A 12,909-nucleotide genomic window follows, 5' to 3' on the forward strand; every position below is an offset into this window, starting at 1 on the left:
TGAAAATAATGGGGAGCACGGCAGCGGCACTCACGTCAGGAGGGCCAAAAGGGAGATCATCGACCTCGCCAGCTTTTCCCGGACCGCCTAAAGGCGGAACTCCAACCCTGCTTCGAATGCCGACGAGTATCTTGGGGACGTCTTGCTCCTGATGACGTGAGATCTCGAACAGCGAGATTCACTCGAATCCCCCTCTCAACGTCCGCGCCGTGGTTGGAGTTCCGCCTTTAGGCGGGTCAATCGACATCGTGCCCAAGACGTGCTTCACCTCCCCTGAATGACCCCGGGCCTACAGCCCTCAACGACGGCGGCGCAGCAGGCAGCAACCCAGGGCCACGCCGAGGAGGAGAGCCCGGGAGGGTTCGGGGACGACATCGCCCTGAATCTGAAGACTGTCGAGACGGAGGCTGCCGTTGGTCGTTGAGTACACGCCTACGGTGAACGTGATCGGGGTGCTGACGTTCATCAGATCGGCAGAGTAGGCGCTAAGGTCAAAGGAGTAGAGATTGGAGGAGGATGGCGCGGTGTTGTTGTTCACCACGGCACCCGTGGTGTCGTAGGCCTTGGTCGTGGTGCCAAGGATGGTGCTGCCTGTCGCGCTGCTTTGCACAAAATAGGTATAGCTGCCTGTCGAGTTGGTTTGATTCCCCCAGGCGTAGAAGCTGATCTCGGTCAAGTTAAGGGCGTAGCCGCTCTCAGGGGTCAACGTGACGGAGAAGAAGTCGCTGGCAGTGATCGCGGCGGCGGGCGATGCTGTCGCTGCCGCGGCTGAAGGAAAGACATACGGATTGCTGCCACCAACACCCATGACGCCGTTGTAGGCTGGCAAAGTAGCTGTGCCGACACTACTAATCGTTCCTGCTCCGCCGTTGGTTCTCAAGCCCGAACCCACGCTGAGGCTTGATACAGCCAGGTGGGGCACGGCACCTGCGGCATTCGAATAGGTGCTTCCAGCATAGGGTCCAGCCCCCTGAGCCGTATTCAGGAAATTTAGCTCCGCCGCATTATTGAAATCCCACAGTCCAAGGGTCACCGCAGACTGCGCCGGTATTACAAGACACGCCAGAACCAGCAACGTCAGGCAGAAGGAGCCATTGCCCTTCATTCCACCGGAGAATCGTGATGTGGCCGGTCTGGCCGTTTTCAAGGTCGCAAAAGATAGTTTCATAGGACGCTTTGGAGTGGAAGCACTGCTTGATATTGATCAAGATCATGGCAAAACCACCCCACCCCGTCTCCCTCTCATCATGCACCATTTGGGGACACCTGGTCCCTTGACAAAATCCATTGCCGTAATTTCCCGGCATTTCTCATCGCCTCGGATGGCATGCCCAAGTGCTCGATAGGTCCGGATAACTGTCCGCAAGGACGAGCTCGGGATCAGACTCTCACAATCCCACGCCGGATGGCTTCCGCAGTGGCCTGCGCGCGGTCATGCACACCGAGTTTCTCGAGGATGTGGCTTACATGGCGTTTCACCGTGTCTTCGGAGATGGCAAACAATGCGGCGATCTGTTTGTTCGCGTGTCCTTTCGCGATCAGTTCCAGGATCTCCCGCTCACGCATGGAGATCCCGACGCACAGGCGCAGATCCGCCAGACGTTGCGCCAGTTCAGGCGGAAGATAACTCCCACCCGCGGCCACCCGCCGCAGCGCCGTCAGCAGCTCGTCGCGAGACGCAGTTTTCTGCAGGTAGCCCGCCGCCCCGGCATCCAGCGCCATCTGCACCTCGTCATCGTGGGCAAAGGTGGAGTAAACCAGGATGCGGGCCTGTGGATCATGAGCCCGCAGTACGGCTGTGGCCTGCACGCCGGTGATCCCAGGCAGTTGCAGATCCATCAGTACCACACCAGGCCGCCGGAGCTGGTACACCTCCAGTGCGTCTTCTCCACGCTTCGCTTCGCCGACGACTTTGACGTCGCTCTCAACCTCGAGCGCCGCGGCCAGACCGCTCCGCACGACGAAATGATCATCGACAATGAGAACCGTCAGCGGAGTGGTCATGAATGGAGCAGCAAATGTTTGGCGGTGTGCCCATGGGCAGCCGCGGCGGAGGTTTCCAGCGTCAGTTCGATCTCCAGGGTGGTGCCCTGCCCTGGTGCGGAACGCCAGAGGGCGATACCGCCGAATTTTGCGCAACGCTCCTCAATGCCAATGCAGCCGAAGTGTCCCCTTTGTCCGCCGTGCAGCGCCTCGGAGTCAAAGCCTTGTCCATCGTCCGCAATGGTCATCCGCAAGCGGCTCCCTTCCAGGCCAAGAGCGAGGCGGATGTTAGCCGCACGGGCGTGTTTCAGCGCATTGGTCACCCCCTCGCGAGCGATCATGCGCAGATGATGGACGGTGCGGGAAGGAAGCGGGGGCATGGGGGCGCGGGCTTCCAGTTTCAGAACGGGACCACAGCCCAGAGGGTGCTCATCCACGATGGCCTGCAACGCCGCCACGAGGTCCGCGTTTTCCTGGGAAGGCACGCGCAACTCCGAAACGAGGCTGCGTGTCTCCACCTGCATCTGCGAGACCAGGCCGCGGGAGGCGCGCAGAAGATGATCGCCCCTTTCATTGACACCATGTGCCTGCACGGCCTCAAGCCGGAGCAATAGTCCGGTGAGCCCCTGCTCCAGGGTATCATGAAACTCACGCGCGATCCGCTGCCGCTCATCATGCGCGGCTTCGCGCTCGATCCGCCAGCGCAAGGCTGTCGTCTGACGCCGCACCTGACGCCGTAGCACCGTGATCCACAGCCCCGCCAGCCCCATCGCGAACAGCAGCACGCCCACCACCAGGGCCAGCCGCCGCACCGTCCACCATGAGGGTGAGTTGAGCACCGCCACGTCATCCGCACTGCGGCAGCGCAGACTTACTGTACGTGGCACTGACTGGATGCCTGAAGGAGTCATCTTGATGGAATCCACCTGGCAGATCCCGGTGACACGTACGCGTGTGCCGACTGGCGGCTCGTGTTCCAGCAGCGGTGCCATGACGCGAAAGGTGATGCCGCCCTCCTGCAGCACCAGCACCTGCCCCTCCTCCGCTCTGAAGCTGCCGGAGAGAGTCGCGGTCACAGCGACCAGATCGTTGTCATGCGCACCGTTCAAGAGATCGGTCAGGCTCGCCTCAATCGCTGTTGGCTCCGGCCCAGGCTCCTGCTCAATGAGGCGCGTGTTGACCAGGGATGCGCCAAAGCGCTGGATCTTGGGAAAGCCCACGGCTTCGATCCTTGTGCCCGCGCTCAAGGGCATGGGCGGATGCAGTTGCAGACCGAGCGCCGTCGCCTCATCGCGAATAAAGACCGTGCCGTCTGAAAAGGCAGCGACGACCGTGCCAGCGACGCGCACGCGATGCCCGTTTTGCCCCACCACTCTAAAGGCCAGCAGCTTGCTGGCGGAGATGGTCGGCACGTCCTGCACGGGCGGAGCAGCGTTCAGTACCTTGAGCCAGCTCCAGTCCTGCAACCACAAGATGGGCTGGAGGAGTTGCCGCCGGTGATTGATCGTCCCTGCCGCCAGCCCTTCGATGCGCACCCGGCTGTCCACCAGCAGATGCCTTTCCTTCGGTGGCGCATAGACATCCACCTCCAGCAGGTCCTGATCCATCGCCAGGTGAAGGATCGTGTGATCCCCGTCTCCGCTGGCCGTCACGGACTGCACGATGCCTTCCGCCGCCACCCGCTGGTAGTGATAGCGGCCGGAGAGCAGATCGGCGTAGGACACCGGGGCAGCAGGTGGCATCTCTCCATGCCCCAGCTTTTCAAAGGTGGCTTTTTGAATGCCCGGCAGATACATGCCCGGCGAAGTGACACCTCGAACCCCCACTTCATCCCCCACCCGCAGCGACATCACGTCTGAGCCGCGAAAGAACGTTCCCGCCGTCTTGTCCTGGACGAGCACCGATCCTCGCGGGTCCACAAAGATCACCGTCCCCTGCAGCGCAACCGGCAGTTCCTTCTCCGCTTCCTCCGGCGACAGTGACCGCACCTCCAGAGCGGTTCTCAAAGGCGTCTCCACGCCGAACGCCATTGCGCACACCAGACTGCTTCCCAGCACGGCCAGCCAGCTCAAGGCTGGCAGGCGGATTGCGATCATGCTGGGGCGCGGAGGCATTCAGGCACTCTACACATCAACCGAACAGCGAGGCAATAGGTTTGCCTTCATCCGTGATGGGGATGGGGCGCGAACCGTCCATCAGCGCCCGATGGGGATTGATGCCCATGGCCGCGTGAATCGTCGCGTGAAAATCCGGGATCGACACTGGATTCTCCGCGATGTTTTTCGAAAGCTCATCCGTCACGCCATAGGCGCCGCAGTGTTTCAATCCGCCCCCCGCCAGCACCATGCTGAAGGTCGTGCCCTGATGTCCACGCCCACCTCGTCCGTCGAACTCCGGAGGGCGGCCAAACTCTGTGGCCATCACGACCAGGGTCTTGTCGAGCAGCTTCTTCTCCTCCAGATCCAGGAGCAAGGCAGAGACGGCAGTGTCCAGATCACGGATGAGCGTGTGCTGATTGATCTGTCCTTCGTTGTGCGTGTCCCAGCCAGTGCCGTTGATGAAATTCAGATTTTGCGACACCTCGATGAAGCGCACCCCTGCCTGTACCAGCCGCCGCGCCAGCAGGCAGCGCTGGCCAAACTCGCCGCCGTACTGCTGCCGCAGGGTGCCGGGCTCTTCATCGAGCTTGAAGTGCCGCATGAAGCCTGGTCCCGCCAGCCGCAAGGCTTCACGTTGCGCCTCTTCGTATTCCCCGGCCATCGTGCCCTCCGGCGCTTTTTCCAGCAACGGTTTCAGCAAGGCCTGCCGCCGCGCGGTGCGATCCATGTTCACCCATTCAGGGCGCGTGAATCCCGCCGGTCCAGACTCCGTGTCCGTGAGATAGACATAGCCATGGCGCGCCCCGAGAAAGCCCGGGCCCCGGCTCACACTGGGAAATCCCATGAGCATGTAGGCAGGCACGTCCGGATCGGCCGCGCCACGTTGCTGGGCCACGATGGAACCGATGGAAGGATAGATCACCGTGCCGCTGATCATCCGGCCGGTATGGACCAGGTTGGTGGCGAAGGCGTGCTCATCCACGACATGATGATTGACCGTACGCACCACCGTCATCCGCTCCGCCATACGCGCGAGCTGGGGGAGATGCTCGGTGAACTGCACGCCGGGCACGGAGGTATCGATCACTGCGTAATCCGAGCCCGCTACTTTTGGCGACGCCTTGGGGTTGCCACGACGTTTGGGATCAAAGGTATCAACCTGCGCCATGCCGCCGCCCAGCCAGATAAAGATGCAGTGTTCCGCTTTGCCCACAGGCATCGGCGCGGCCGCCTTCATCAGGCCCGGCAACAAGGGAGCGGCCGCGAACGCGGCGCTTTGCTGTAGAAAAAGGCGACGGCTGAGGTGGCGGGTTGAGGTGATATTCATGATCGAGGGGGGAAGGAGTAAAAGAGAGAGAGTGTGTGTCTGCATCAAGGGGCGGTGATCCAGCCCGGCGCATTGATCAATGCCCACACCACATCTTCCAGGCGGCCCCGCCAGTCAGCCTCCAAGCGTGAGGTAGGCGCATCGCCACGGCGGGCCAGCTCGGCGTGCTTCTCTCGCAGCACATTCGCTGCGGCATCCACGTGGTTCGACCAACTAACATATTTCTCACGCACGCGAGGTAACGGGGTTGATCTGGGAAGTTTTTCCACGGGCACAATGCGTTCCGCATAACCTGCCGTGAGCAGAGAGACATAGAGGGTGCGCTCTTCCGCCGAAGGCTTCCGGGTGAGCAATCGCAGAAAGAGCCGCTCCACCAGCGCATCCACCGGTTGATCTTCCATCGCCAGTTGCGTGAGTGCATGATCATCACTGAGCCGCGTCAGCCAGCCCCCCACGGTGCCGTTCGAGATGATCGCAGGTTGCAACACATTGGGGGCGGTCTCCCGCTTGCTGACCGGGTCCACGCGAGCTCCACGCCAGCCAAAGATCTCCAAGACATCTGCCACCGCTTGAATGCGCGGCAGCATCAGGCTTGGGCGGTCACGCTCATTGGAAGTAGAGGCCAGCATCCAGGCGCGGCGCGGCTTGCCCAGCGCCAGTGCGAAATCAGCTCGACGGTCGCCATCAACGTCCAGGCTCATCTCCTCCAGCGCAAAGGGCTTGCCCGTGGCGGTGAACAGGGAATCAACGATCTGCTCTGCCGCCAGTCGGCGTGGCGCGGGCGAGACAAAGAGAGGCTCCTGGCCGGCCAGCATGGGATCCACCTGCCGCTGGTAGGCATGCGAGTTCAGGATGAGACGCTGGATCGCCTTGGCGCTATAGCCAGAGCGCACAAACTCACGCGACAACCACTCCAGCAGCTCGGGATGCGACGGTCTCCCCTTCTCCCAGTCCTCGACCGGTTCCACGATGCCGCGCCCCATGAGCTGCTGCCAGAAGCGGTTCACCACCACCTGGGCGAAGCGGGTGTTCTGCGGCGCGGTGAGCAGTGCTGCGAGCCGGTCGCGCGAATCATCCGGCTTCATCGCCAGCGAGGCCGCCGCGCTCTCGGAACTCATCTGGCCCAGCGGCCACTTGGGCTCCACCGTGCTGCCCGGTTTGAGCGTGACTTTGATGAGCGGTTCACGCCCACTCTGATGAATCCTGTCCAGCGGCACACTGCTCGTCTCTGGCAGTTTGATCGGCTTCCTCCCCATCATCGCCGCCAGCTCGAAAAGATCCTGCTGTTTGGTCAGGTTGGCCGGGGAATCGTGGCACCGGGCACACTTCATCTCCACCCCCAGAAAGGCGCTGCTCACGATCATCGCCTTCTGCGCCATCGGCACATCATTTTGCGATGCCATGCCGAACCCCGCTGGTCCGCCAAAGAGTCGGCTGCCTTCCATGCGGATCAGTTCCGTCACGAACAGGTCCATCGGCTTGTCATCCAGCAGCGACTCGTAGATCCACCAGCGGAACGGCCCCGTGTTGTTCAGCGTAGGGTTCAGGAGATTAGGATTCTCCGCCAGCACATCCTGCCAGTAGCCCATCCAGCGGTCCGCCCAGCGAGGGTCCGCCAGCAGACGGTCGATCACCTTCGCACGCCGGTCCGGCGACGCATCCGCGGAGAAATCACGAATCTCCTCCTCACTCGGCACCAGGCCCACCGTATCGAGCGTCACGCGACGGAGAAACGTCAAATCGTCGACAAGCGGCGTCATCTTCAGTGTGGAAAAGCGCAAGTCCGGCCAGTGCGCTCCTTCGGCAATCCAGCGCTCCAGGGTTGCCAGCTCCGCACGATTGAGCGGCTCACCTTTGCCTTCCGGCGGCATGATTTCGTCCGGATCCGCTGTCGCACGGATGAACAAGGCACTCTCCGCAGGCTTGCCTGGCACGATGGCTGGGCCGTCGGATTTGCCGCCCTTCAGCGCGGCCGTCAGTGTGTCCAGTCCCAGCTTGCCTTTGGCACTGCCACCCTGATGGCAGCTGTAGCACTTGGCCTCCAAGATCGGCTGCACATCGCGGTAGTAATCCACCCCGTCAGCCGGTGTGGCGGAGCGATCCTCCGCGATCCCAGCGATGCGTGCCGCTAGGAACCGATCAATCGTATTGTGCACGGGAAACCCCGGTGGCAGATCCGGCACCGGCACCTCCGGCGTGGCGGCCAGCCACTTTGTCGCAGCATCTCGTCGTGCCTTCCAGTAGGGTGCATGCTCGTGGCGTCGCGCCGCGCGCGCCTCCGCATTCACCTTCACGAAGTGGGCACTCCGCTCCGCCTCGTACGCCGCCCAGCCCGCATCGGTGTAGGGTACCTGCCGCGAACCTGGGGACAGCAGCGACCACGTCGTCTCTCCCTCTGGACAAACCGCCGCCACCGTCTCCCCCAACTCCGGCCGGAAGGGATTGCTGGCGGAGCCACCGCCCACCACGGTCTCCAACACCACAAGGTGCTCTTCCCCATCGCCAGTGAAGGTGCCCGTCACCTCGCTGTTCCCCGGCGGCGCAAAGCGGAAATCGGGGCCAAGCTCCAGATAGCGGTCCTGATCTGTCAGGGGGGCGTAGCCTGCCCGATCGCGCTGCGGGAAAGGCGTCTTCAACACCTCCTGGCCGTCGATGAACAACCGCGCGGCACCCAGCCCGCGGAGCAGCAGCCGGTTTTTGCCCTTCGGCAGCCGCACCATCGCTGAAGCACGCAGCATAAAGGTCGCCGCGCGATCCCCGCGCACGCCGGTCGCCACATAGTGTTGCGGCAGCTCGGAGAAGCCGAATACCTCCTCGATATACGACTCCGTCGCGACGGGCGATTCCGCAGGCCACATGGGCTTCTGGGGAACGCCTTTCTCGCACAGCTCCACCAGCACTCGCCCGCCCGGCAGCTTGCTGCGATCGATCTCTGGAGCCGGTGCTGGAGCCACCACGAAGCGCGTTTTCAAGGTGGCCGCAGACAGCGCGGTGCGATGGATGGCCACCTCGTCCAGCCAGCCATCCAGCGTCTCCGCCGTGCCGCGCGTGTATCCGGTGCCAATGACCAGCGTATCGCCATCGTGCACCGGCCCCGCATCGGTCGCACCCCCCAGATCCCAGGCGCCCTTGATCTCCACGCCATCGATGTAGCCCCGCAGGCTGTCTTTTTTGCCAAACGTGTAAGTCACCGCGAGGTGATGCCATCCGGTGTCGGTCTGAAAGGTCACGTTGCTCCACCAGCGGTGCCACTTGGCCGCCTGCCCATCCGCCGCGGCACTGGTGAAAATAAACCCAATCGCCGCACTCCCCTGCCCGCCTCTCAGCCGCAGTCCGTAGTTTTGGTTGTTGTCGCCAAACTCTTTGGTTCCATTGCGCCCTTTGCCCATGAGATGCACGATCTGTCCGTCGCGGATCTTGCGCACCTTCACCCACATCTCGATCGTGATGGAGTTGCCCTTTTGAAAACGCAGCTCCGGCATATCCGGCACCACCAGCGCCGCGTCCTGCCCGGCCAGCTCCATCGCATGGTTTCCTGCCGCAAACGTCGGATACCCCGGCCCCTGCGGGCCCGGCACCTGGCGAGAGCCCTTCCCCTGCCACACGCCCAGCGCATCCCCGCCCTCGAATCTCCACTGGGCCACGGGCGATTGTGCTTCTGACTCTGCTTTTGCTTCTGCTTTTGGATCTGCGGAATGGGCGATGCTGGTGGAGAGCAGGGCCAACACCGCGCATCCCAGCCAACCTGGAACAGAGAGGAACAGCAGAGCAAATCGAGAGCGCATGGGCATAGAGAGGGAAATTTCGTTGCCGATTCTATGCGTGCGGAAGGAGCACCGCACCGCAGGTGCCATCACACGATCGTGCGCGAAAAGAGCGCCGGGGTCCGTTCAGCCGCCACAGTAGAAGAACCGTCTCGGTTCTTGTTCCCCAAATCACCCAGCACCCCCAACAGCCGAGACAGCTCTTCTACTCTCCCAACACAGCGCCCGCCGCCAATGTAGAAGAACCGTCTCGGTTCTTGTTCCCCTAATCACCCAGCGCCCCCAAGAGCCGGGACGGCTCTTCTACTCTCCCAACGCAGCGCCCGCCGCCAAGGTAGAAGAACCGTCTCGGTTCTTGTCCCCCGCATCACCCAGCGCCCCCAAGAGCCGAGACGACTCTTCTACATTCTCAACGCAGCGCCTGCCGCCAACGTAGAACAACCGTCTCGGTTCTTGTTCCCCCCAATCACCCAGCACCCCAAGAGCCGGGACGGCTCTTCTACCATCCCAACGCCGCGCCTGCCGGGAAGCTCAAAGGAGGCAGGGGTTCTCAGCCCCGCAGGTGAGCGGAGCGCATCCTGGCGGCTGTATACTATGACCCACTGACCGCTGCCAATCACGGCCAGTCGAAAAGATGGCTCTGGCCTGAAGGACACAGAGAGTCCAGCCAATGGGCCAATGGCCGCGAAGTGAACGGAGAACCTGGGTACGGACGACCCCGCGAGTGACTGCATGAAGGACCGCGAGAGACATCCGCCAGTCCGGCGTTCCCGCCCAAGGCAACGCCGTCCAGCCCCATATCGTCGCCTTCACTACCTCCAGCCGCGATCACCTCCGCGACCGAAAAGGCGAAAAAAGACAATGCGGCGGCATCCAAAAACCTCGCGGTGTCGTGACTGGCGAAGGATTCCAAGCCGCCTTGAAGCAAGCACATCCGGCTGAATGCGATGGCTCGACCGACATCTGCCACCGGTAGCTTGTGCGGGATCAGTGATAGTATGACCCGGCTAGACTCGGGATGAAGAGGCAATCAGAATAACTCCCAAGCCATCCAGTCCCCCCCTAACTGAAAACGAGCCCCCCAAATCCCACCCAGTTCACAATAGGCAAACTTGGTCGTTCGCGCTCTCAGACATCATTCTGAAGCACACAATTTTCCCCTATGCAACCATTCGATAGGAGCCTAGTATTTCTAAACTCAGCAAGATCCGACAGCACACTTCCACCCACGTGTCAAAATCGCCTTCACGCGCCAACGCACAAATGCTCCAAGTGTCCTCACCTCCAGCGCCGCCATCAAATAAATGAGAAATTTACATCTGAACATCTTACCTGTCGATCTTCCTGATGTCGAAATCTGCGTAGGGGTCCGACCCTTTGACTCTGGGGATGGGATGCGTGAATTGCGGAAGGCACACGTCGGAACACACATCTTCAAAAGAGTGACCGTTGACGAGTATGGCAAAAAGCTAGATTTGATCTACGCTGTGCAGCTAGACGGTAAGGACTGTACTGTTCTAGACGAAACAAAGACAATTCGATTACACGAAAACTTGGGCATAGCACGCCAACTAGTGAATGAGAGCTTCCTCGCTGGTTTCGCACGAAGGAAAGAGAGGCAAATTGTGGACATAGAGCCATTAAAAGTGGTTTCCTCAGAAGAAGAGCACAACTTTATTTCTCAGGCAGTCAAAGGCGCTAAAGTTCCCGAATGGTTGGTCGTAAGGCTGGCACACACAATAGATGCCCGTGTTTTTCATTTTGACGGAAGGCCTCCATTCCTCGGACTGGTGCTTGATCATCACACGCACCGTCGAATGGCGAGACGATGTTCGGAATGGCTGGCTGATGGACTTGACCTAGCTGGGCTTTATGTATCTGAAAAGGTTCCCTTCCACGACACTAGGATTGAACCGCGTGCTCGTCTGGTAGGGCGTGTATCTTCGATCAGCGGTAGCACACTGCACCTGACAGACTGTCGCGAGGGTCGCGACACAGTAGAAGCGAGAGACGTTGAGGTTGAAGCTGACTATGAGGGCTTTTTGCGATGTCTAAACGCCACTTTCAATGGCAGGGGAACAAGTATAGACAAGGCATTGTTCAAATTGCAATCAGAGGCTCAAGTTGGCCCCAAAAAGCTAAGCGAACTTAGACGCATCGAAAACCGTCTCATTTCCAAACCACTCCGACTGCTTCCGGGGATTGATGCACATGTGATTCCACACCTTGACACAAACGGGAAGCGCTTCCCAGGCGTTCATAGATCGTCACAACCGCTCTACGTATTCGACCGAACTTTCAACAAGCCCGCACTAAACGACGCCAAGCGTGGAATTTCCGAACTCGGGCCATATAGCCGGCAAGGATTCACACCCTCGACCCCGAGATTCTGCGTGATATGTGAACGCAGTCGCAAAGGCGAAGTAGAACAGTTTCTACGGAAGTTTTTTGAAGGCAACAACGAGCCGGGAAGAAGATGTTTCTTTCCGAACGGATTCATCAAAACATACGGACTGCAAGGGAAGGTAATCCGCTTCTTTCTTGCTGAAAACGCATCTGCCACGGCTTATCGAAGTGCTGCTCAGGATGCATTAACCGCGGTCACAACAGAGGCGGAACGTTGGCATTTGGCGTTCGTACAGGTAAATGAAGCAAGTCACAACCTTCGGGGGGACAACAACCCTTACTTGGTCACAAAAGCGGCTTTTCTTTCACAGCAGATACCCACTCAGGAGTTCATGATTGAAACCACGCGTCGAAAAGGGACGGGGCTTGACTTCATACTGAGCAACATAGCACTTGCAAGCTATGCCAAACTCGGCGGAACACCATGGCATCTAAAAGTAAATAATCCCATGGCACACGAGTTGGTTGTTGGGCTTGGCAGCGCCTCAATCAGCGACTCAAGGCTTGGCTCTCGACAACGCATGGTTGGCATCACAACGTTGTTCACAAGTGAAGGACGTTACTTACTCGGCAACATGTCCAATGCCGTCCCGTTTGAAGAGTACGGAAAGGCAGTTGTGCAGATGCTTACGAGCGCCATTGAACGTGCACAAACTGATATGAACTGGCAGAGGGGCGACGAAGTGCGGCTCATATTCCATGCGTTCAAGCCTCTTAAGGACACTGAAGCTGAGGCAGTAAAGGCAGTCACAGAAAGTTTGAGCGGTTACAATGTTGAATTTGCCTTCCTTCATGTTTCCCAGGATCACGATATCGTATTGTACGACACCGACAATCAAGGAGTTAAAGCCTTCGGCGCGGGATTCTCGAATGTAAAGGAAATGATGAAAGGTGAGTTCGCGCCAACGAGGGGAGCATATCTCACCCTCAACAGATCCAGCGCTATCCTATCGCTCACGGGGGCAAAGGAGGTAAAGAAGCCTACCGACGGATTACCCTATCCGGCACTGCTCCACCTCCATCGAAGCTCCACATTCACAGACATGAAATATCTCGCAGAGCAGGTCTACACGTTTGCATCTCATTCGTGGAAAAGCTTCGACATGTCCGGAATGCCGGTAACAATTGGCTATTCACATCTTATAGCGCGACTCCTTGGTAGGCTCGGAGGATTGCCGCACTTCAGTGTGGATTCAATACATGGGAGACTTAACCGGCTGAGATGGTTTCTATGAATAAGAACGATCTAAAAGCAGTCTTTGACGCTCGCGATGTCCTACTGAAGACTGCTCTTGCTGAAGCAGGGCAAAATCCATTGGCAGCAGCATTC

6 protein-coding genes are annotated in these 12,909 nt (G+C 59.8%); 1 reads left to right on the forward strand and 5 read right to left on the reverse strand.

Annotation, left to right across the window (positions count from 1 at the left end; genetic code table 11):
• Nucleotides 1–298 precede the first annotated feature (298 nt).
• The 5 genes from BV106_RS37630 to BV106_RS26375 form a co-directional block, all read right to left on the reverse strand.
• Entirely contained in the window at nucleotides 299–1,168 is an 870-nt protein-coding gene (locus tag BV106_RS37630; RefSeq protein WP_081892297.1) for a PEP-CTERM sorting domain-containing protein, read from the reverse strand.
• Between the two features lie 212 nt (nucleotides 1,169–1,380).
• Complete coding sequence (locus BV106_RS26360; RefSeq protein ID WP_038169723.1) at nucleotides 1,381–2,004, reverse strand: response regulator transcription factor; 624 nt, start codon at nucleotides 2,002–2,004, stop codon at nucleotides 1,381–1,383.
• Nucleotides 2,001–4,079 carry a sensor histidine kinase gene (locus BV106_RS26365; RefSeq protein WP_081892309.1) on the reverse strand — a complete coding sequence of 693 codons (2,079 nt, stop codon included), beginning with the start codon at nucleotides 4,077–4,079 and terminating at the stop codon, nucleotides 2,001–2,003. Before BV106_RS26365 ends, BV106_RS26360 begins: the two co-directional genes overlap by 4 nt.
• A 34-nt stretch (nucleotides 4,080–4,113) precedes the next feature.
• Nucleotides 4,114–5,409: a DUF1501 domain-containing protein gene (locus BV106_RS26370; protein ID WP_038169725.1), complete on the reverse strand. Its 1,296-nt coding sequence runs from the start codon at nucleotides 5,407–5,409 to the stop codon at nucleotides 4,114–4,116.
• Nucleotides 5,410–5,453: 44 nt separating this feature from the next.
• Complete coding sequence (locus tag BV106_RS26375) at nucleotides 5,454–9,194, reverse strand: DUF1553 domain-containing protein (protein WP_265596087.1); 3,741 nt, start codon at nucleotides 9,192–9,194, stop codon at nucleotides 5,454–5,456.
• A 1,421-nt stretch (nucleotides 9,195–10,615) separates the two neighbouring features.
• On the opposite strand from BV106_RS26375, the gene BV106_RS26380 reads away from it, so the two are divergent.
• Nucleotides 10,616–12,814: a Piwi domain-containing protein gene (locus tag BV106_RS26380; RefSeq protein ID WP_265596088.1), complete on the forward strand. Its 2,199-nt coding sequence runs from the start codon at nucleotides 10,616–10,618 to the stop codon at nucleotides 12,812–12,814.
• Nucleotides 12,815–12,909 lie beyond the last annotated feature (95 nt).

This window comes from Verrucomicrobium sp. BvORR106 (assembly GCF_000739655.1).
Lineage (GTDB): Bacteria > Verrucomicrobiota > Verrucomicrobiia > Verrucomicrobiales > Verrucomicrobiaceae > Verrucomicrobium.

What these genes read in the sequence shown, in the direction of transcription:
- BV106_RS26365 (WP_081892309.1), bottom strand. Translation starts at nt 4,079, where the DNA reads ATGATCGCAATCCGCCTGCCAGCCTTGAGCTGGCTGGCCGTGCTGGGA.
- BV106_RS26370 (WP_038169725.1), bottom strand. Translation starts at nt 5,409, where the DNA reads ATGAATATCACCTCAACCCGCCACCTCAGCCGTCGCCTTTTTCTACAG.
- BV106_RS26360 (WP_038169723.1), bottom strand. Translation starts at nt 2,004, where the DNA reads ATGACCACTCCGCTGACGGTTCTCATTGTCGATGATCATTTCGTCGTG.
- BV106_RS37630 (WP_081892297.1), bottom strand. Translation starts at nt 1,168, where the DNA reads ATGAAACTATCTTTTGCGACCTTGAAAACGGCCAGACCGGCCACATCA.
- BV106_RS26375 (WP_265596087.1), bottom strand. Translation starts at nt 9,194, where the DNA reads ATGCGCTCTCGATTTGCTCTGCTGTTCCTCTCTGTTCCAGGTTGGCTG.